General features: G+C 40.5%; 18 protein-coding genes, 2 tRNA genes, 1 pseudogene and 2 other annotated features. Of the genes and pseudogenes, 17 read left to right on the top strand and 4 right to left on the bottom strand.

Annotated features, from left to right (window positions below; genetic code table 11):
• Window positions 1-38: 38 nt before the first annotated feature.
• The 3 genes and pseudogenes from AC3WR0_RS13205 to AC3WR0_RS13195 form a co-directional block, all read left to right on the top strand.
• Window positions 39-119 (top strand): annotated as a pseudogene (locus AC3WR0_RS13205) (hypothetical protein); the annotation flags it as partial.
• A 2-nt stretch (window positions 120-121) separates the two neighbouring features.
• Window positions 122-1,081, top strand: a complete 960-nt coding sequence (locus tag AC3WR0_RS13200) for a nucleoside hydrolase (RefSeq protein WP_492552746.1) — start codon at window positions 122-124, stop codon at window positions 1,079-1,081.
• Between the two features lie 320 nt (window positions 1,082-1,401).
• Window positions 1,402-1,899, top strand: coding sequence for a metallophosphoesterase family protein (locus tag AC3WR0_RS13195; RefSeq protein ID WP_492552745.1), 498 nt, complete (start codon window positions 1,402-1,404; stop codon window positions 1,897-1,899).
• 224 nt (window positions 1,900-2,123) lie between these two features.
• On the opposite strand, the gene AC3WR0_RS13190 is transcribed toward AC3WR0_RS13195, so the two are convergent.
• From AC3WR0_RS13190 to AC3WR0_RS13180, 3 genes are all read right to left on the bottom strand, one after another.
• Window positions 2,124-2,414 (bottom strand): DUF6509 family protein, encoded by a 291-nt coding sequence (locus AC3WR0_RS13190; RefSeq protein ID WP_492552744.1) that lies wholly within the window; start codon window positions 2,412-2,414, stop codon window positions 2,124-2,126.
• 302 nt (window positions 2,415-2,716) lie between these two features.
• Window positions 2,717-2,805, bottom strand: a tRNA-Ser gene (locus AC3WR0_RS13185).
• A gap of 53 nt (window positions 2,806-2,858) precedes the next feature.
• Window positions 2,859-2,942: transfer RNA gene (locus AC3WR0_RS13180), tRNA-Leu, on the bottom strand.
• A 228-nt stretch (window positions 2,943-3,170) separates the two neighbouring features.
• Between AC3WR0_RS13180 and AC3WR0_RS13175 the strand changes: the two genes are divergently transcribed.
• Genes AC3WR0_RS13175 through AC3WR0_RS13165 form a run of 3 tightly spaced genes read left to right on the top strand, consistent with a single transcriptional unit; the run spans window position 3,171 to window position 6,717 of the window.
• Window positions 3,171-3,923, top strand: a complete 753-nt coding sequence (locus AC3WR0_RS13175; protein WP_492552743.1) for a DeoR/GlpR family DNA-binding transcription regulator — start codon at window positions 3,171-3,173, stop codon at window positions 3,921-3,923.
• Window positions 3,920-4,846 carry a 1-phosphofructokinase gene (pfkB, locus tag AC3WR0_RS13170; protein WP_492552742.1) on the top strand — a complete coding sequence of 309 codons (927 nt, stop codon included), beginning with the start codon at window positions 3,920-3,922 and terminating at the stop codon, window positions 4,844-4,846. The genes AC3WR0_RS13175 and pfkB overlap by 4 nt, the downstream gene beginning before the upstream one ends.
• A complete protein-coding gene (locus tag AC3WR0_RS13165) occupies window positions 4,846-6,717 on the top strand; it encodes a PTS fructose transporter subunit IIABC (protein ID WP_492552741.1) in 1,872 nt (623 codons plus the stop codon). The genes pfkB and AC3WR0_RS13165 overlap by 1 nt, the downstream gene beginning before the upstream one ends.
• Window positions 6,718-6,877: 160 nt before the next feature.
• On the opposite strand, the gene bcbE is transcribed toward AC3WR0_RS13165, so the two are convergent.
• Window positions 6,878-8,152 carry a bacillibactin exporter BcbE gene (bcbE, locus tag AC3WR0_RS13160; protein ID WP_492552740.1) on the bottom strand — a complete coding sequence of 425 codons (1,275 nt, stop codon included), beginning with the start codon at window positions 8,150-8,152 and terminating at the stop codon, window positions 6,878-6,880.
• Window positions 8,153-8,357: 205 nt separating this feature from the next.
• Here bcbE and AC3WR0_RS13155 point away from each other — a divergent pair, with 205 nt between their 5' ends.
• From AC3WR0_RS13155 to trpA, 11 genes are all read left to right on the top strand, one after another.
• Entirely contained in the window at window positions 8,358-9,662 is a 1,305-nt protein-coding gene (locus AC3WR0_RS13155) for an ABC transporter substrate-binding protein (RefSeq protein ID WP_492552739.1), read from the top strand.
• Window positions 9,663-9,776: 114 nt separating this feature from the next.
• Window positions 9,777-11,075 carry a carbohydrate ABC transporter permease gene (locus AC3WR0_RS13150; RefSeq protein ID WP_492552738.1) on the top strand — a complete coding sequence of 433 codons (1,299 nt, stop codon included), beginning with the start codon at window positions 9,777-9,779 and terminating at the stop codon, window positions 11,073-11,075.
• 11 nt (window positions 11,076-11,086) lie between these two features.
• On the top strand, window positions 11,087-11,908 hold the full coding sequence (locus AC3WR0_RS13145) for a carbohydrate ABC transporter permease (RefSeq protein ID WP_492552737.1): 822 nt from the start codon (window positions 11,087-11,089) through the stop codon (window positions 11,906-11,908).
• An 88-nt stretch (window positions 11,909-11,996) separates the two neighbouring features.
• Window positions 11,997-13,937, top strand: coding sequence for a glycoside hydrolase family 15 protein (locus AC3WR0_RS13140; protein ID WP_492552736.1), 1,941 nt, complete (start codon window positions 11,997-11,999; stop codon window positions 13,935-13,937).
• A gap of 418 nt (window positions 13,938-14,355) precedes the next feature.
• Window positions 14,356-14,606 (top strand) — a binding site (T-box leader).
• A 27-nt stretch (window positions 14,607-14,633) separates the two neighbouring features.
• Window positions 14,634-14,881 (top strand) — a binding site (T-box leader).
• Window positions 14,882-14,939: 58 nt separating this feature from the next.
• Window positions 14,940-16,340: an anthranilate synthase component I gene (trpE, locus tag AC3WR0_RS13135; RefSeq protein ID WP_492552735.1), complete on the top strand. Its 1,401-nt coding sequence runs from the start codon at window positions 14,940-14,942 to the stop codon at window positions 16,338-16,340.
• Entirely contained in the window at window positions 16,337-16,948 is a 612-nt protein-coding gene (locus AC3WR0_RS13130) for an anthranilate synthase component II (protein WP_492552734.1), read from the top strand. The genes trpE and AC3WR0_RS13130 overlap by 4 nt, the downstream gene beginning before the upstream one ends.
• On the top strand, window positions 16,920-17,945 hold the full coding sequence (gene trpD, locus AC3WR0_RS13125; RefSeq protein ID WP_492552733.1) for an anthranilate phosphoribosyltransferase: 1,026 nt from the start codon (window positions 16,920-16,922) through the stop codon (window positions 17,943-17,945). Before AC3WR0_RS13130 ends, trpD begins: the two co-directional genes overlap by 29 nt.
• Complete coding sequence (trpC, locus tag AC3WR0_RS13120) at window positions 17,946-18,737, top strand: indole-3-glycerol phosphate synthase TrpC (RefSeq protein ID WP_492552732.1); 792 nt, start codon at window positions 17,946-17,948, stop codon at window positions 18,735-18,737.
• Window positions 18,734-19,378 (top strand): phosphoribosylanthranilate isomerase, encoded by a 645-nt coding sequence (locus AC3WR0_RS13115; protein ID WP_492552731.1) that lies wholly within the window; start codon window positions 18,734-18,736, stop codon window positions 19,376-19,378. The genes trpC and AC3WR0_RS13115 overlap by 4 nt, the downstream gene beginning before the upstream one ends.
• Window positions 19,353-20,558, top strand: a complete 1,206-nt coding sequence (trpB, locus tag AC3WR0_RS13110) for a tryptophan synthase subunit beta (protein WP_492552730.1) — start codon at window positions 19,353-19,355, stop codon at window positions 20,556-20,558. Before AC3WR0_RS13115 ends, trpB begins: the two co-directional genes overlap by 26 nt.
• The gene (trpA, locus tag AC3WR0_RS13105; protein ID WP_492552729.1) at window positions 20,555-21,340 is read left to right on the top strand and encodes a tryptophan synthase subunit alpha; all 786 of its coding nucleotides are present in this window, start codon (window positions 20,555-20,557) and stop codon (window positions 21,338-21,340) included. The genes trpB and trpA overlap by 4 nt, the downstream gene beginning before the upstream one ends.
• Window positions 21,341-21,478: the final 138 nt, after the last annotated feature.

The following is a 21,478-nucleotide window of genomic DNA, read 5'->3' as shown; positions in this document are numbered from 1 at the left end:
GATTTTTAAGTAAGGAAAAAGAAATGGGAGGGACAGTGGTGAGTAAATATATTTTATCCCTTGACCAGGGAACGACCAGCTCAAGGGCAATTTTATTAAATCAGGCTGGGGAGGTATCGCTATGTTTAATGTCCTCATGTTTGTTGATTCGGGTGTGGATGATTCTTTTGCTTTGATGTATGCATTGATGAACCCTCAGATTAATGTGGTTGGTGTGGTAAGCGGGTATGGAAATATAACGAAAGAACAGTCCGTTAGGAACACCGCATATTTACTCAAGCTTGCAGGCAGGGAGGATATCCCTATTATCGCAGGAGCGGCTGGACCGTTATCAGGTGAGCAAACCTCCTATTATCCTGAAATACATGGAAAAGAGGGACTTGGTCCGATTAGGCCGCCAGCAAACCTTACAAACCTTAAATTGTATGATATCAATAAAATTATTGAGATTGTAAACCAATACAAAAACAACCTTTATATCGTTGGGGTTGGGAGGCTCACAGAACTTGCATTGCCCTTTATTCTATATGGAATTGATGCATTAAAGGATGTATCAGCCTTTTATATTATGGGGGGAGCTTTTCTTGTACCAGGGAATGTAACCTCTGAAGCTGAAGCCAATTTTTATGCCGACCCAATCGCAGCTTACACCGTTATGGAAAAAGGCAGGAACATTTTTCTTCATCCCTTAAATATAACAAACCGGGCGATTGTTACTCCTGAAATGGTTGAGTATTTGTCAGTAAATAGCCCCAGCCCTTTTAAGCCTTTGTTAAAACCAGCATATGATTACTATTTTTCAGCTTATCAAAAGCTAGTTCCCGGCATTAAAGGCGCTCCCATTCATGATGTAGTTCCCTTGATAGCTTTGACCAATCCAGGTCTGGTAAGATACCTGCCGAGAAGAGTTCGAATCGAGCAATTTGGAAATGCCCGCGGTAAAAGTATTGCAGATTTTCGTCCCAAACCGGATCAGGAGCCAAAAGAGACACTCGATTTTATAGGCATGGAAGCAGATATTCCAAAGCTTCTTCAAAACTTTATGGACATATTTTTAAAAAATCCGCAAACACTACACTAAAACACGCCGGGAATCCACCAGGCGTGTTTGTTTTTTTATTTATGAACAGACCATTCGGCTCTTTTTAGAATATTTTTGTTTAGAAAAAGGATTCAGAAACATGCTGCATTTCCTTACCGTAAATATCCTTAGGAGGGAGAGGTTTCCCTTCCATTCGAAGACTTTATGAGTTGTTTATATGCCTTTCATTAACCTGGGGAAAACCTTTGAAGAACAGCGGAGATGAATTTCTCCCTGTTTTTTTGTGGAGATTAAGAACTAGGCGGTTTGGGAATATAAAAATATAAAAAACATTATCCATGTATTACGAAAGGAATCTTATGAAAATAGTTGTTGTTTCAGATACGCATATACCGAAAAGAGCAAAAAAACTGCCCTCGGCTTTATTAAAGGATCTTGTCGATGCAGACCTTATCTTGCATGCGGGCGATTGGCAAACGGTGGAGGTCTATGAGGAGCTTTCCCAATACGGTAAAGTCGAGGGAGTGTATGGTAATGTCGACGGAGTAGATATAAAAGGAATTTTCCCTGAAAAGAACATTATCGAAGCTGGTAAATTTCACATTGGGCTTGTTCATGGGCATGGGAAAGGACAGACAACTGAAAAGCGAGCCCTCAGTGCTTTTAAAGATGATCATGTAGATATGATCATTTTCGGACATTCACATATTCCCCTGAAGAAATGGGCCGGGGAAATTCTCTTATTTAACCCTGGATCTGCAACCGACAAACGGAGGCAAAAACAATTTTCCTATGGAATAATTACTGTAGGAGAAACTTTGCATGCCGAACATGTTTTTTACATATCGAAGGAATAGGCGGGAAACTGTTCTTAACAAGGAAAGGATTTTTGGTGTTTTAGGCGCCATCCTCAGAAACGTTCTGTATTTAATAGAAAGTTCTTCATTAGTCTGAAAAAGTTGAACAAATTTATCAAGAGAAAAAAGTAAAGCTTTTTTGCTGTTTTAAGCTTTTTTCGTAAATGAGGCAACAAAAAGAAAAGCAGGGAAATCCCTGCCTTTCTAACGTTTTACTTTAATCTTCAAGCCAAATCTGTTACTGCCTGTTTGCAGTAAAGGTTAACATCTGCCTCTTCGTCCTCTTCAAGTTCAAAATCGAGAACTTTCTCTGATCCTTTTTCATAAAAGTTATATTGTAGAATTTTATGGTTATCTCCGTCTATACCATAGATTACTTTTAAACCTATTCCATTTTCGGAGTATAGCTCGTCTTCTTCATCTACATCAATATCCAAAAAGAACTCGTAGCGGTCTCCTGATAAAAGTCCAAATGGATCTTCAAGTTTTTCAATTGTATGGCCTGTTATATTCATCAAATCATCCTTTTTCGTTATTCTCTTCCACTATTATACACTCTTTTTATGAAATCTTGTAATTACGTTAAAAAAAGACAAATAACCCATTTTCGGATTTTATGTCAATTAAATCACAAAGATAATCAATAACCACAGTTTTAAGATCGAAGGAGTTGGACCTATCTTAGTTATAGAATACTTTAACAGTTTGAGGGTAAAGGAAGTCAGGTGAGCCTCAGAATAACCGGATCCAGCAGAAGAATGATTGATTTGGAAAAAGAAAAAAGCTTGCTCCAATAATTTAGAGCAAGCTTTTTTGACGGAGAAGGTGAGATTCGAACTCACGCGACGGTTGCCCGCCCTAACGCATTTCGAGTGCGCCCCCTTATAACCACTTGGGTACTCCTCCATAATAAAAGTAAAGAAAGTCAGAAACCCAACCAGAATTGGTTGGGTTTTATATGCGGATGAGAGGACTTGAACCTCCACGGGGTTGCCCCCACTAGAACCTGAATCTAGCGCGTCTGCCGATTCCGCCACACCCGCGTTTTATATGTCTGCTTTAATAATATAACATAGTTAGTTAGAAATTTCATTAGGAAAATTTCGATCAAATAAATAATTAAAAAATGAGCGGAAGTTAAAATATTCAGTTTACATTCAAAAACGTTCACAAAAATGATTGTTTTTAGATGTTTTTGATTGAAAGTGATTGAATTATGACATCGCTTACAGTAAAATAAACACAGAGAAAGATGGAAAGAGGTGCTAAAGGTGTTAACGCAACAGCGTCATAGAATCATACTGGATTTGCTAAAAGAAAAGAGTGTTATTAAAATCCAGGAAATTATTGATTTAACTAATACCTCTGAATCAACCATAAGACGTGATCTTTCCCAGCTTGAGGAAGCAAGATTTTTAAAAAGAATTCATGGCGGGGCAGCGAGGCTTCAGGGGAAGCTTCAGGAACCAAGCATGATTGAAAAAGCATCCAAAAACCTTCAGGAAAAACGATCAATTGCACAATATGCAGCCAGCTTAATTGAAGAAGGTGACAGTATCTATCTTGATGCTGGATCAACTACAAAAGAGATGATTGATTTTCTTGATGTTAAAGATTTGGCAGTTGTCACAAATGGTTTTATGCATTTGAGTGACTTATTAAATAAAGGAATAAAAACCTATCTTTTAGGCGGCTATGCTAAACCTTCAACAAATGCTCTTATTGGCCGGGGGGCACTAGAAGGGCTTGAGATGTACCGATTTGACAAGGCTTTTATTGGTGTTAACGGCATCCATCCTCAATTTGGATATACAACCCCTGATCAGGAGGAGGCGATGGTTAAGCAAAAGGCCATTAACCTATCAAGAGAGGTATTCATTCTTGCTGATGATTCGAAGTTTGGGGAAATTTCTTTTGGGAAAATTGCTGATCTTAACCAGGCAGTTATTATTACAAATCAGCTGGAAGAAGATATAAGCAAACATTATGAAAGCAAAACAACAATAAAGGTAGTGACATCATGATTTACACGGTAACTTTAAATCCATCTGTTGATTACGTTGTTGAATTGGAAGAAGTAGAATTAGGCGGTTTGAATAGAACATCAAAAGAAACAAAATTCCCAGGAGGTAAAGGCATTAACGTCTCCCGGGTTCTGAAAAGATTGAGTGTTGGAAGCAGGACTCTCGGTTTTGCAGGAGGATTTACAGGACGGTACATTGATGAATACCTCTCCCGCGAGAATATTGAAACAGATTTTGTCTGGGTAGAGGAAGATACACGAATTAATGTGAAAGTTAAATCTCAAAAAGAAACTGAGATAAATGCACGGGGGCCAAAAATCAGCAGTCAGGACTTAGAAGCACTTAAAAACAAGGCGGCCCAATTGTCAAATGAAGATATTCTAGTTCTTGCCGGGAGCATTCCTTCCAGTATGCCGAAAACCACGTATGAAGATTTAGTAAAGATATGCACGGAAAATGGCACTGGATTTATCGTTGATGCTGAAGGAGATTTACTAAAGAAAGTTCTGCCATATAAGCCTTTACTGATAAAACCAAACCATCACGAACTTGGAGAACTATTTGAAACCACTATAAGGACTAAGGAAGAAGCTATATACTTCGGCAGGGAGCTGCTGAAAAAAGGTGCTCAAAACGTTATTGTTTCTCTTGCTGAGAAGGGCGCAGTTTTTTTAAACAATGAAATTACCTTTTCTGCAGAAGTTCCAGCAGGAGAGGTAAAAAGCTCAGTAGGGGCTGGAGATTCAACTGTTGCGGGTTTCCTTGCAAAATATCAGGAAACGAGGAACTTAGCAGAGGCTTTTAAATATGGGGTAGCTTCTGGAAGTGCAACTGCTTTTTCAATCGGTTTATGTACTAGAGAACAAATTGAAGAATTACTTCCGAAGGTAAAAATAACCGAGTTTCAAGAGGGGGAGAGTTAATGAAAATTACTGAACTGCTTACTAAACCGACTATTCTTCTAAATATGACATCTATACAAAAAGAAGAAGCTATAGATGAGCTCGTAGAAGTACTTTATAAGGCAGAAAAAATTACAGACAAAAATGCATTTAAAGCTGCCATTATTAAACGAGAGGAACAAAGCACGACAGGAATCGGTGATGGGATTGCCATTCCGCATGCCAAAGTAAAGGCTGTTAAAGATGCGGCAATTGTTTTCGGTAAGTCTAAAGCCGGAGTGGATTATCAATCTCTAGATGGGCAGCCTGCCCATTTGTTTTTCATGATCGCTGCGCCAGAAGGGGCTAATAATACTCATCTCGAAGCTTTAGCCCGTTTGTCTTCGATTTTAATGAATCCGGAAGCACGCGAGCAACTTTTAAATGCTAATACACCTGAAAAAGTACTGGATATTATTAATAGTTATGATCATGAAGAGGAACAGGAACAGGATCTCTCCGGAAAGAAAAACACTGTTGTTGCTGTAACAGGCTGTCCAACAGGTATTGCACACACTTATATGGCAGCAGACTCGTTAAAAGCAAAAGCAGCTGAAATGGGTGTTGATATTAAGGTTGAAACTAATGGCTCTGGAGGAGCAAAAAACGTTCTTACAGAAGAAGAAATTGAGAATGCAGCTGCCGTTATCATCGCTGCTGATATCAATGTTCAAATGGAAAGATTTAAAGGAAAACATGTCATTCAGGTTCCGGTGGCTGACGGTATAAGAAAGCCACAGCAATTAATTGATAGGGCATTAAAACAGGAAGCTCCCGTTTACAAAGGAAAGTCAGGCCCGGACGAAGCATCATCCGATAAAAAAGAATCTCGTACTGGTTTTTATAAACATTTAATGAACGGCGTTTCAAATATGCTTCCATTTGTAGTCGGCGGTGGTATTTTAATCGCAATTTGTTTCATGTTTGGCTATAACTCCTTTAAACCTGGTGACCCAACTTATAACAAGTTTGCAGAAGCATTAATGACCATTGGCGGAGGAAATGCATTTGGATTGATTGTTCCTGTACTGGCAGGTTTCATCGCTCTAAGTATTGCAGACCGTCCTGCATTTGCACCGGGTATGGTTGGCGGTATGCTAGCATCAAGTGGGGGCGCAGGCTTCCTCGGAGGGATGATTGCAGGTTTCCTTGCCGGTTATGTTATTGTTTTATTGAAAAAACTGTTTTCAAAACTTCCTCAGTCCCTGGAAGGTATTAAAAGTATTCTTCTATATCCGCTGTTTGGTATAGCGATTACTGGTTTTGTCATGCTTTTTGTTGTAAATAAGCCAGTTGGAATATTGAATAAGGCAATTGCGCACTGGCTGACTGACCTTGGGACTGGAAATGCGGTACTGCTGGGTATTGTTCTTGGATTAATGATGTCCTTTGATATGGGTGGTCCTGTTAATAAAGCAGCATATGTTTTTGGTACAGGTTTACTGGCAAGTGGTGTTTACCAGCCAATGGCTGCTATTATGGCAGCGGGTATGATTCCACCGCTGGGAATTGCGATTGCTACAACATTATTTAAAAACAAATTTACAACACAGGAAAGAGATGCAGGAAAAGCATGTTATATCATGGGACTATCCTTTATTACAGAGGGAGCCATCCCGTTTGCAGCATCTGATCCATTACGTGTAATTCCTGCCGCTATGGCAGGTTCTGCGGTAGCAGGAGCTCTATCCATGGCATTTGGAATTGGCTTAAGAGCACCGCACGGAGGGATTTTCGTCGTACCATTAGTTGAACATGGTGTACTTCAGTATGCAATAGCTATTCTAGCAGGTGCAGTAGTTTCTGGGGTGCTGCTGGGGATCTTAAAGAAACCTGTCAAAAATAATATCTAAGAGAACTCGGCGGCGATACGGAGTCATAAGGTAAGCCAATAATTGCACTTCACGCTCAAAAACGGTACATTCATATACCTTCCGCCTGACAAGAAACATCTTGTCCATCGTGCGTTCAGAATTTAATTAGCTAAAAACGCCGGGATTTTTCCCGGCGTTTTTATGCTTTGCTTGTTTTTTTAGCACCCGGGCGAATAGCCATTAAGGCTACAATGGCAGCAAGTACACATGCTCCGCCGAGGACGATAAAAATCCAGTTATCGGAATTTTTCATAAGAAGAGCAACAACAGGGGGACCTGCTGCAACCCCTATAAATCGCATGGAACTATAAATGGAACTGATTGTTCCTCGTTCCTCTTTTTCGATTCCTTCGGTAATTAGAGCGTCCAGGCATGGCAGTCCAACGCCAATACCTATTCCGGCAAGTAAAAACATAATAATCATAAACCAAAGATTATCTGAGAAATAAAGTGCACCGATGGCCGCTGCTGCAAGAATAGTTCCTCCTAGATTAATCCATTTCATCATAACTTTGTTTTTCTTTATAAATTTGCCCGTTATAAATGAAGAGAGGCATAGAGCCCCGAGGGGAATAGCTAAAAATAGTCCCTTTTTAATGTCTTTAATTCCATATTCTTTTTCAAATTTATCGGATAAATAAAACAGGATACCGAAAAGGACAAACATAAGTATGCCCCCAATGAAAAAGATCGCATATAGCCAGCGTCCTTTTTCGCTAAGGATTTTTTTGAGATTGGTGAGAAACTCTTTAAACGGCAGTGGTTTTTGATCAGTCTTAGGACTTTTGACCATAAACAGCATCATTAAAACTGAAATGGCACAAAGGATTGGTATTGAAAAAAATGGTATATACCATATGAACCCTGCTAAAAAAGCTCCCAAGACAGGACTGAGTACTTTACCAAAGGTGTTGGCTGTTTCAATAATCCCCAGTGTACTGCTAACTTCATCTTCGTTTTTAAACATGTCTGCAACGAGTGGAAGGACAATAGGAAACGCACCAGCTGCACCCACACCCTGCAAGGAACGTCCGATAAGGATTACCCAATATGCATTGTCCAGTTTCCATGCAGCCCATGCAGAAATCACTCCGCCAATTGCTGCAATAATTAAACTTGGAATAATAACTTTTTTCCTGCCAATATGGTCGGAAATATATCCTGCTATGGGAATAAGAATAATAGCCACAATAGAATAAACTGTTATGATCATGCTTGTTTGAAAAGCGGTTATGGATAAACTCTTCTCCATTGCAGGCAGAACCGGTATTAACATGGAATTTCCCAATGTCATAACAAGAGGAATAGAAGATATGGCTATAACAGCACCCTTCTTCTTCCCCTTCTTCTTGGCTTTTGAGTGGGAGTTCCTTACTGCTTTAGATGCCCCGTAAACACTTTCAACATTCTCCATATGGACAAATCCCGCCTTTTGTTATTTCTATCTTTAATATTTGCTTCATTTTCGAAAATTAAAAAGCCTTTTTATGGAAGAGGCAGCTTAAAAAAATGTTATATCCTTAGACATAAAAATCGGAATATTCAGGTTTATATCTTTGGAGAAAGGAAAAGAAATAAGTAATCGCTTTTTTAAAAGACAACTTTTGAGGAGGAATACAATGAAAATAAAAAAACTTTTTACCCTTTCAACTGCATCACTCCTGGCTTTTTCTCTTGCGGCTTGTTCAGATAGCAGTAATAAGGCTTCAAGCGGCACTTCAGAAAAAAGCAGTAAGGATGACAGTAAGGGAAAAACCGTCGAAATTACATATGCTCGAGGTGCGGATACAACTGGCAGTACAAAGAAACTAATTGATGCCTTTGAAAAATCACATCCCAATATTAAAATTCACTACCTTGAAATGCCTAACAGCAGTGGTCAGCAGCATGATCAATACGTTACGGCCTTTAGCAGTAAGAGCTCGGAGATTGATGTGTTTGACGCGGATGTGGTTTGGCCGGCAGAATTTGCTCAGGCCAATTATGCCATGGAATTGGACCGTTTTATCGACAAAGACCATATCAAGATGAACGATTATTTCCCAGGCGCTGCGGAAGCTGCTAAGTTTGACGGCAAGCAATGGGCGATGCCGAAATACATGGATGCAGGTATTCTTTTCTATCGTAAGGATTTAATACCAGATCCCCCGCAAACCTGGGACGAGCTTATCGCTCAGGCTAAACAAGCAAAAGGCAAAGGCGGCACAACTGCCGGTTATGTGATGCAGGCTAACCAATATGAAGGGCTTGTTGTAAATGCGATGGAGTTTATTGGTTCCTACGGAGGAAAAATTATTGACGAAAATAATAAGGTTGTTGTAAATAGCCCTGAGACAATTAAGGGACTTAAAAAGATGGTAGAAGTAGCTAACTCCGGTGTAACACCTAATAACCTGCTAACGTATCAGGAAACAGAAACAGAAAGAGCATTTAATCAGGGACAAACAGCCCTTGCACGAAACTGGCCTTATATGGCTAAAACAGCAGATGATGCATCAGTTTCAAAGGTAAAAGGAAAATTCGGTTATACAACTCTTCCAAAAGGAGATAAGGGTTCTGCATCTACACTGGGCGGGTATATGGCAATGATTAACCGTTATACAGACCACCCAAAAGAGGCCTGGGAATTTGTTAAATTCATGACAGGCCCTGAAGGCCAGACTATTTCGGCAGTCGAAGGCGGCCGTGCCCCTACTATTAAGGCGCTATACGATAAACCTGAAGTTCAAAAGGCCCGACCGCTGTTTAAGGAGCCTTTCTTTATAAAAACACTCAACAGTACCATCCCAAGACCTGTAACACCTAATTACCAAAAAATCTCAGATATCATTCAAATTGAAGTCTCGAAGGCTCTATCAAATAGTGAAAGTGTTGAACAGGCCGTACAGAATATGGAAACAAAAATTAAGGCTGCTATTAAGTAAAGCCTTGCCGATTAAAAGGGGAGATAGGCATACAGCCGTCTCCCATTCTTTCGCATTTTCTACGAGTCATTAATTGTACCTCTTAAACGGACTTTTAAGAAAAAGGTGATTCCATTGAAGAGAAATTTTTCGCTAAGTGAAAAGCAGCTGGGGTATGCCTTCGTTTTACCATCCCTGCTCCTCATCCTTGTAATTGTTATCTGGCCTATTACAATGTCTTTTTGGAACAGCCTTTTTGATTATAAGCTTAATGATCCAGCTAAATCGATACGAATGCTTAAGTCCAATGTTGATGTAGAACGATATGCAAATGACTATTATTATTTGAGGAAGTCTCTGGAAGAGCTTCAGTCTAAAGCACCAGGAAAGTCATCTGGCTGGATAACTACACTCAATAAGGATCATAAAAAGTTAATGAAGCAGCCAGGTTTCAAGGACCAATTTAATAAAGTAGATGAAATGGTACAGAACTTTAAGCCAGTAAAGGATGAGAATTTAAAATATGCACAGGTCGATGACCCTGTTGTTAAAGGTTATCGTTCCGACATGCTGGCTATGTCTAAAGAACTTAATCAAATGAAAGGATCTAAGGAAATAAAAAAGTTAGCTGAGGACTCAGCAGGCCTAGCTAAATCTGTTTCTAAAGAAATGCTGGCAGAAAATTTTGTAGGACTATCCAATTATGGTGTTTATCTAAAAGATGGACGCATGTGGAAGTCCTTGCTAAATACATTCGTCTTCACCTTCTTTTCTGTTTTATTCGAGCTTGTGCTTGGATTATTGGTTGCTCTTCTCATTAACCGTGCATTCTTTGGAAGAAGTATCGTTCGGGCTGCTGTGCTTATTCCTTGGGCGATTCCAACAGCAGTATCAGCAATGATGTGGAAATTTTTATATGATGGACAGTCGGGAATTATTGCCCACTTCTTTGAAAAAATCCATTTAGTATCAAATGCAGGGAATTTGCTTACCACGGGTTCGGGAGCTATGTCTGCTGTTGTCTTGGCTGATATTTGGAAAACAATGCCTTATATGGCTCTTTTGCTTTTGGCAGGATTGCAAACAATACCAAAGGAATTATACGAGGCGGCTTCAGTGGATGGTGCAACCAAGTGGGAACAATTTCGCAGGATAACGCTTCCACTATTAAAATCGAGTATCCTTGTTGCATTACTCTTCCGGACGCTTGATGCGTTTAGAGTATTCGATTTAATTTACGTATTAACAGGCGGTGGACCTGCCAACTCAACCGAGGTAATATCCATCTATGCCTATAAAACACTTTTTGCCCAGCAAAATTTCGGGGAAGGGTCCGTACTTTCCATTATTGTGTTTATTTCAGTTGCCTTGATCAGTCTTATATATATCAGGTTTATCGGATCCGATTTGTTTGAAGGAAAAGTGAAACGATAGGGGATGACAAGATGGAGTCGAAAAACAATACTGTTTTTTACCTTTTACTTGCTTTGTTTATTTTTATCGTTATGTTTCCATTTCTCTGGGTGTTTCTAACCTCTATAAAACAGCCGGGGGAAATTTTCAGCTCTTTTAGATGGTTTTCAAGTCATCCAACACTTGAATCATATCGGTCGGCACTAACTACCCGGCCGCTTGTTAAGTACATGACGAACAGCCTTGTCATTGCGGCATTTACAACCTTAATATCTGTTGTGTTTGCGTCGTTTAGTGCTTATTCACTAACACGGCTTCCCATTAGGGGCAAGGGGATTATATTGGGAATCATACTTGCATCATCAATGTTCCCTCACATTGCGATAATATCGCCTATATATAATTTTGTAACGGAATTTAACCTTCGTAACTCGTATACAGGCTTGATTATCCCATATATCACGTTCAGCCTCCCGCTGGCCATATGGCTTTTATCCACCTTTTTTCAGCAAATCCCCCGTGACCTGGAGGAATCAGCAAAGATGGATGGCGCTTCACCTTTTTTAACATTCCGTAAAATCATTTTTCCGCTAGCAGCACCGGGTGTTTTTACGACGGCCATTTTAGTCTTTATTGCGGCATGGAATGAATACTTATTTGCTTTAACTATAAATTCAAAAGAATCAGCACGTACGGTACCAGTCGGAATCTCTCTATATCAAAGTGATTATACGATTCCCTGGGGTGATATTACCGCTGCTACGGTAATTGTTACAATTCCAATTGTTATTATCGTATTGATTTTCCAGCGAAAAATTATCTCAGGTCTTACATCTGGTTCTGTAAAAGGCTGATAGTACAAAAAATAAGGGGTTTTCCGGGAGGCTGGCTCGGGAATAAAATTAAAAGAGAACCCAGTAGATTTAAAAGGGGGAGACAACTATGCAAAAAAAACCTTACTTAACGGATGCCATACTCGGAAATTCAAGTATGCTTGTATCTTTGACAAAAGATGGCCAGGCACAAAGGATTGTTTGGCCGAACATCGACTTTCCCCAGCATTTAAACCGTTTCTATGTGGGGATTAGAGGCCTTCCCGGCTCCAATCGCACCTATTTTTTTCATGATGATATGTGGACGCACAAGCAAAGATATTTACCGAAAACAAATATCCTTGAGACCGAGGCGTTTATGGAGAGCCTTGACCTTCATGTAAGTCAAACAGATTTTGTTTTGCCTGATAAAAATATTTTGGTCCGGCATATTTCTATAAAAAATGAATCTTCAAAACCGCTGTCACTGGCAGTTACGTTATATAGCGATTTTATGATTGACGAAAAGAAAAGGTATCAGACTGTATTTTTTGATGAAACGTCAGACTGCATGGTTCACTACCATAGGGAATACGCTTTTGCAGTAGGTTCTGACCAGGAGGTAAAAAAACTACAATGCGGTGCCTCGGTGGATGACGTTGTATACGGAAAACTGAACGGTTCACGAATTATTAATCGCTCATCCAGCGGTATCGAATATGAACAAATGGATTTAGAACCGGGCGATGAAAAATGCCTTACCTTATTTATTACAGCAGCTCATGGGCATGAGAATGCTATTGCTTTGCTGAACGAGGCAAAAAGAGACTCTTATGAGTCGCATTTTTTAAAGACTGATAATTACTGGAAGCATTATCTAAATGAGGCAAATCCTATCGAGATAAATGATCCCAGCATTAATAATATCTACGAGCGATCCCTGCTTGTATTTCATCTGATGCATAATCGGGATGGCGGTTTTATAGCAGGTCCTGAAGTGGATGAGGACTATGATTTCTCCGGAGGGTACGCCTATTGCTGGGGAAGAGATGCTGCATTTATCTCATCAGCAGTGGATCAGGCGGGTTATCATGATAGGGCTCGAAAGTTTTTTTATTGGCTAAAAAGTATTCAATCCCAGTCGGGTGCCTGGGAGCAGCGTTATTACCTTGATATTATTCTGGCACCCACTTGGGGGCTGCAGATTGACGAAACAGGATCCATCCTTTGGGGTATTCATCAGCATTATGAAATTACTCAGGATTATCAGTTTCTGATGGATATGTGGCCGACTGTGAGGAAGGGTGCAGATTTCCTTGTTAGCTTTATTGATCCGGACACAAAGCTGCCACTGCCGAGTAAGGATTTATGGGAAAAGCGGGACGGGGAGCATTTTTATTCTGCCTCAGCTGTTTATGGAGGACTGATGGGAGCAGCAGAATTTGCCATAAAAAATGGCGAGGAAGAGCTCGCTGAACACTACAAGTCAGCAGCTGAAGAAATGAAGAAGACCATCCTGGAAGAGGGCTATAACGAAGATAATGGTGCCTTCTATAGAGCATTTTTTCTAACCATTGATCAAGCGGAATTTGCTCGACACCAGGCTGCCGGAAAAGAGGTTCGGGCATCTGAGGATAGTAAAGGCTACCCCGTTTATCAGCTTGAGAAAGACGATATGGTTGATATTAGTTTGTTAGGTCTTAACGTACCATTTGGAATGATAGATGCTAATGAGCCGAATATGATACGAACTGCTGAAACCATCGAGGCATTGTGCACCTCTCAGTTGATTGGCGGCATTGAACGCTATCCAGGAGATATTTACATTGGAGGAAACCCATGGATTTTAACCACACTTTGGCTGGCTTTATATTATACACACATAGATCGGCTTGAAAAGGCCAAAGAGCTGCTGGACTGGTGTGTGAAATATTCTACAGAACTGAACCTTCTTCCGGAACAGGTTAATAAAGTAACCGGAAAACCAGCTTGGGTTTTACCACTTACCTGGTCTCATGCAATGTTTGTCCTTACAGTTATTGAAATGAAGAAAAAAGGTATTGAATTGTAGGAGGGAAAAAGCTGTCTGAATGGACTATGGATTCGGACAAGAAGTCTCTTTGAAATGTCAAAGCAGTCTGAATGGGCCTTGTATTCGGACAAGGCGGAGCTTGGAAATGTCAAAGCAGTCTGAATGGACCCTATATTCGGACAAGGAGGAGCTTGGAATTGTCGAAGCTGTCTGAATGGGCTAATGATTAAGATAGGATGAATTGTAAGTTACCAAGCTGTCCGAACGGGTTTTATATCGAACGTTCGCCCATGAAAAGCAAAAGTTTGTTTTCTATAAGCCTTTTAAAGTCAAAAGGCATTGGTTAAGACCACCTGAGGGCATTACACATAATCTATAAAAAAATAAAACGAATTTTATAAAAATTCTTGACACCTTTATTCCTTTAGCTTAATATAGAAAACAATATAAGAAATACGATATAGCGAAGACGAAGAGTAGTAGCTTTTACGGATACTTTAGAGAGCTGATGGCAGGTGGAAATCAGTGTAGACGTATTAGTGAATGGACTTCCGAGCTTCCGGACCGAACCTGAAAAAGGGTGTAGGCTCTGGCGAAGATCTCATCGTTACAAGAGACAGGTATTCAAGCGAATAAGCTTTGATATCGGTAGAGCGGGCTGTTTTTAATAGCTCATGAAGGTGGCACCACGGGTCTCCCGTCCTTTTTGGATGGGGGCCTTTTTGTATTTTAATATGGAAATTGTTGAGCAAGAAGAGTAAACATTTATGTTTCTTTCCAGAGAGCCGGGTCAGGTGGAAGCCGGCATGAAACGATTTGTCGAATGGGCTTGCGAGAGGCTGCTTGAACCATAGTAGGGCAGCACGGAATTCCACCGTTAAAAGGATAGGGTATCGGACAATTTGTCCTTGTATCCGAAAAGAGGGAACAGGAATCTCCTGTTTCAACTGAGGTGGCACCGCGGTTAGCTAATCGTCCTCTATACACATAACCATTATGTGTATAGGGGACTTTTTTATTTTTCAGGAAAGGAAAGCGATAATGATTACACCAAAAACATTAAGAGAAAATTTCTGTTGCGTAGAACTTGAGGGGGACACGTTTACACCCATTGGGATACTTCAAAAATTAAGCGGAAATAAAAAGTTTTTGCTGGAAAGTTCGCTTAAACACAAGGAGGAAGGAAGATATTCCTTTATAGGCTCCAGCCCTGCTTTCGAACTTGTCAGCTACGGAGAGACAAATCAAATCATTCAGCCTAATGGCGAGAATAGAATCTTAAAAGGAAATCCCATTTCAATAATAAAAAATTTACTTCCTGCAATCGAAGGATTTCAATCCACACTGCCATTATTCGCAGGCGGAGTAGGATATATAGGTTATGATATCGTTCGCCAGTTTGAAAACATTGGCGGGGAATTGAAAAATGAGCTAAATATGCCAGATGTACACCTGATGTTTTATGAAGAAATGGTTATTTTCGACCATCTTGAAAAAAAGGTCTACATTGCTGGAATGCCATTACTTAAAGAAAGCACCGAGGAAAGCATCAGAAAAAGAATAGAAAAAAGACAGGAAGAACTTAAGGCGGCGGTCCCTTACCAGGAGATGGAGGAGGCGAGCTTGTCAGGGTTCGAGCCTTTACTGGAACGACATGAATTTATTAAAAATGTTGAAACAGCAAAAGAACATATCCTTAACGGTGATATATTCCAGGTGGTTTTATCACAAAGAATGAAATCGGAATTTAAAGGTTCTTCGCTTTCTCTTTACAGGAAACACCGGGCAGCCAATCCAACACCCTATATGTTTTATATCGATTTTGAGGAGTACACAGTGATTGGTTCATCACCGGAGAGCCTCGTAAAGACTCGGGGAAAGAAAGTAACTGTTAATCCTATTGCCGGGACAAAAAAACGGGGAAACAGCACTGAAGAAGATGTGGAAATTGCAAGGGAACTGGCAACGGATGAAAAAGAACTCGCCGAACACAGGATGCTGGTGGATCTGGGAAGAAATGATTTAGGCAGGGTATGTGAATTCGGAACAGTCTCTGTGCAGCGATATATGGAAGTGGAAAAATTCACGCATGTCATGCACCTTGTTTCAGAAGTAACAGGTGAATTAAAAGATGGAGAAACAGCAATTGATGCTTTAGCAGCCTGCCTTCCAGCAGGGACCGTTTCAGGGGCTCCTAAAGTAAGAGCCATGGAGATAATAAATAACTTAGAAAACAGCAGGAGAGGGCTTTATTCCGGAGCAGTTGGCTATTTGTCCGCTGGTGGAGATATGGATTTTGCTTTAGCGATCCGAACAGCCATTCTTAAGGACGGAGATGCCTATATTCAGGCAGGAGCTGGCATCGTTCATGATTCACAGCCTGTTAGCGAATATGAAGAGACAATCAATAAATTGAAATCCTTTTTAGGAGGAAAACGATGATTTTACTTATTGATAATTTTGATTCCTTTACCTATAACCTCTATCAATATCTTGGTGAACTTGGACAACAAGTGAAAGTCGTCAGGAATGACAGTTTAGACATCCAGCAAATTGAGGAAATGAAACCGAAGGCGATTATCCTCTCACCTGGACCTGGAAGACCCGAGGAAGCTGGTATTTGTATAGACGTAATCAAGGCTTTTTATAAAAAACTGCCCATTCTGGGAGTTTGCCTGGGACATCAGGCGATCGGGCTTGCTTTCGGTGGAACAATTGGAAGAGCGAATACAATCAAACACGGAAAAACCTCGTTAATCGAACATAGTGGCAGTCATCTTTTTGCATCAACGCCAAACCCTTTAGAAGTAATGAGATACCATTCGCTTTTGCTTACTAAAGATAGCCTGCCAGCAGAATTGGAATGTATGGCCGTTTCTTTGGATGATAAGGAAATTATGGCTGTAAAGCATAAGGAATATCCGGTTTATGGCTTGCAGTTTCACCCTGAGTCTATAGGAACACCTACTGGGAAAAAAATAATTGAGAATTTTATAGCTGAAATGGAAAGGAAGAGTGAAAATGAAAAACTATTTGCTCCAATTGGCTGAAAAAAAATCATTTTCGGAAGAACAGATGCTAGAAGCATTTCGCAGTGTTTTATATGAAGACGTATCGGAAAGCGAAATAGCTGCATTCCTAATGGGCTTGAAGGCCAAGGGGGAAACAGTTGAAGAAATTGCTGGGATAGTTCGGGCTTTGAAGGAACAATCTCTTCCAATTACGAAAGGATTAACAAATGTATTAGATAATTGCGGAACAGGCGGCGATGGATCTTCAAGTTTCAATGTCAGCACTACATCTGCATTTGTATTGGCTGGTGCAGGAATAACTGTTGCCAAACATGGAAACCGGAGCATTTCAAGCAGGACAGGGAGCGCCGATGTGCTTGAGCATCTGGGGGTAAGGCTTGATTTTACTCCGGAACAGACGGAAGAAAATTTAAAGGAAATTGGCATTTCCTTTTTGTTCGCCCCGTATGTCCATCCAAAGCTGAAAAAAATTATGACGGTTAGAAAACAGCTAAGAATTCCAACTATCTTTAATTTTATTGGGCCGCTTACGAATCCAGTAGATTTAGATTATCAATTACTGGGTGTTTATAGGAAAGATCTACTCCCGCTATTTGCTGAGGTACTTAAAACTTTGGGAAGAAAGAAAGCCGTTGTCCTCAACGGCGCAGGTTCCATGGATGAGGCATCCTTACAGGGAGAAAACCATTTATGTGTTTTGGAAAATGGGCAAATTTCATCCTCCTCCTTTTATCCGGAGGAAGTGGGACTTTCTCGTTTTGACAACAGTGCCATCATTGGCGGGGAAGCCAGGGAAAATGCTGATATTCTTCTAAGAGTTCTAAAAGGTGAAAAGGGAGCTTACAGAGAAACTGTTTTATTGAATGCTGGCCTGGGAATCTATACCGCTGAAAAATCCCAATCAATTAAAGAAGGTATTGAGATTGCTAAGGAAAGTATAGACTCCGGAGCAGCAAAGGAAAAACTGATGAAGTTAGTTGATAGGTCAAAAAAGGTAAGGCAGGAGGCAATCTGAATGGAAACTATTTTAGATAAAATCTTAAAGGAAAAAGAAAAGGAAATTCGAAAATTAAAAGAAAATCAAACCACACAAGTAGACGTGATTTTACCAAAAAGGTCGTTAATTGAGAAACTGAAAAAAGCGGAGGAACTTGCTGTTATAGCCGAATTTAAAAGGGCATCACCATCAAAAGGCATAATCAATGGAGCCGCAGACCCGGTACAGCAGGCAAAGCAATACGAAGAGAGTGGAGCTTCGGCCATATCCGTTTTAACAGACCAAACCTTTTTCAAGGGTTCTTTTGAAGATTTAAAAGTAATCAGGGAAGCAGTAGGGATTCCGGTCCTTTGCAAAGATTTTATCATAAGCAGAATTCAAATCGATTTCGCCAATGCAAGCGGAGCAGATTTAATATTATTAATTGCTGCTGCTTTGGATGAAGACCAGCTGTTAGATCTGTATAACTACGCTAAAAGTAAGGGCCTTGAGCCGCTTGTAGAAGTTCATAATGCTGAAGAACTGGATAAGGCATTATGTATTAAGGCCGAGCTTATTGGAATAAATAACCGTGATTTAAGAAACTTCAATGTTTCTTTAGAAACGACACAGCAATTGGCTGGCCGGGTAAAATCCTCAGGCAGTTTTCTAATCAGTGAGAGCGGCATTTTCACTCAAGCAGATGCAGAAACAGTTCGGAATGCAGGTGCAAATGGGATTCTTGTTGGGGAAGCTCTTATGAGAAGCGGAGATATTCAAAAGAATTTAACTGATTTGAGGGTTCCGTTTTTGAAGGGAGCAGCAAAATGAAGGTAAAAATTTGTGGTATCAGAGATAAAGAGACTGCCTTGGCAGCAGCAGAGCTTGGTGCTGATGCCATTGGTTTCGTCTTTGCTGAGAGCAAACGCAAAATAGATGAGGAAACAGCAAGGGAAATTGCAGAGATTTTACCATCCAATATGATGAAAGTTGGAGTATTCGTTAATGAAAGTAAAGAAAATATGGAACTGATTGCAGATTATGTTGGATTAACACACTTACAGCTTCATGGAAATGAAAGTAAAGAATTATCCCAAAGCCTTACTTTTCCAGTTATTAAAGCTGTAAGTATCGAGGAAGGGATGGATTTATCTTATATAACAGACTATCCGGCTGACTTCCTTTTGCTGGATGGCCCTAAAGGGAAATATATCGGCGGAAATGGAATTGCATTCGACTGGAACCAGGCGGATTCAAAATACTTAGGCGGAAAATCTATTATTCTCGCAGGCGGACTGAATCCTGAAAATGTTAAGGAGGCAATCCAGAAAGTAAATCCGGTAATGGTTGATGTAAGCAGCGGTGTAGAGACTGATGGAAAAAAGGATATAAAAAAAATGAAAGAATTTATAATGCAAGCTAAACAAGCAAAGGGAGGACTACAAAATGATAGATTACACACTGCCAAATGAGAGAGGTCACTTCGGAATGTTCGGAGGAAGATATGTACCAGAAACCCTTATGCAGCCTGTACTTGAGCTGGAGAGAGAATACGAGAAAGCAAAAAACGATCCAGAGTTTCAAGACGAGGTAAAAAGGCTTCTTGAAGAATATGTTGGACGGGAGACACCACTTTTCTTTGCTGAAAATCTAACAAAGCATGCCGGTGGAGCAAAGATTTATCTTAAGCGTGAGGATCTCAATCATACTGGAGCGCATAAAATTAACAATGCCATTGGGCAGGCGCTTTTAGCAGTAAGGATGGGAAAAAAGAAAATTGTTGCAGAAACAGGCGCAGGACAGCACGGAGTGGCAACTGCTACGGTGTGTGCACTGTTAAAGCTTGACTGCGTTGTTTTTATGGGTGAAGAGGATGTTAAGAGACAGGCGCTGAATGTGTTCCGAATGGAACTTCTGGGAGCAAAGGTGGTTAGCGTAAAATCTGGAAGTGCGACCTTAAAGGATGCTGTCAATGAAGCTTTGCGTTATTGGGTTGCCAATGCAGACGATACTCATTATCTATTAGGATCAGTCATGGGGCCACATCCCTTTCCAATGATGGTAAGAGATTTTCAGAGTGTAATAGGCAATGAAACACGTGAACAAATACTTGAAAGGGAGGGAAAGCTCCCCGAGGCTGTTGTTGCCTGTATTGGCGGAGGCAGTAATTCAATGGGGATGTTCTATCCTTTTATCGGAGACACAGACGTAAAGTTATATGGTGTCGAAGCGGCAGGTAAAGGGGTAGATACTCCATATCATGCTGCATCTCTTACAAAAGGAAGACCGGGAGTTGTACATGGTTCTTTAATGTACCTTCTGCAAAATGAAGATGGACAAATTCAGGAGGCCCATTCAGTTTCGGCGGGTCTCGATTATCCGGGAGTAGGTCCTGAACATAGCTATCTTAAGGATGCAGGACGTGTAATCTATGATTCTATTACAGATGAACAAGCATTATCTGCATTTCAGCTGCTAGCCCAGCTTGAGGGAATTATACCAGCGCTTGAGAGCGCACATGCTGTCGCTTTTGCAGTGGAACAGGCAGCAAAAATGAAAGAAACAGAAACTCTAATTATTTGTCTTTCAGGCCGTGGAGATAAAGATGTTGATACAGTAAGGAGCATTTTAAAAAGGGGGGAATCACAATGAATCGAATCCAGGAAACCTTCAAACAACTAAAGGAAAACGGGCAAAAGGCTTTTGTTCCGTATATTATGGCGGGTGATGGCGGACTCGGCTGTTTGGCAGATCGGCTATTAACACTTGAAAAATTCGGGGCTTCTTTAATAGAGGTTGGAATTCCTTTTTCGGATCCAGTTGCTGATGGACCTGTCATTCAGCAGGCTGGAATAAGGGCGCTTGCCAACTCGGTCAGCTTACGGGATGTAATAGTTGAGCTAAAAAGAACAAAGGGCAAAATTTCTGTACCAATTTTATTTATGACCTATATGAATCCAATCCTTTCCTATGGGGTGGAGCGATTTGCAGAGGACATAAGGGAAGCCGGAATAGATGGCTGTATTATTCCGGATCTGCCAGTCGAGGAGGAGGATATCATTGCCCCTCTCCTAGAAAAAGCGAATGTTGAACTGATCAGACTTGTTACCTTGGCTACTCCTCCAGAAAGGATTGAAATGATTGCTCAAAAGGGAAACGGCTTCCTTTATACAGTTACCGTTAAAGGGATAACAGGAACAAGGAAGGAATACCAGTCAGGAATTGGAGAGTTCCTGCAGGAGGTTAAAAGGCTTTCTGGCATTCCTGTTCTTGCCGGTTTCGGAGTATCTAACGAAGAACAGGCTCGCGAATTAGCATCCTATTGTGATGGAGTAGTGGTAGGAAGCAGAATTGTTGAGCTTTTTAACGAAAATGACTTACAGGGTATTGAAAAGTTAGTAACGTCCCTTCATAAAGAAACAAATTTGATTTAAAAGAATTATTTAAAAAAAAGGCTTTTTTAAACTACCTTTAGTACAACCTAAAAAAAGATCCACTCATCATCGTGAGTGGACTTTTTTGTTTGATAGGACGTGTTGAATCATGACGATCAATATTTCCGTGCGCATCTG

This window comes from Neobacillus sp. FW104-15D2, assembly GCF_058790155.1.
Note: the sequence above shows the minus strand (reverse complement) of the source record. Positions and strands in the feature narration are given on the sequence as shown.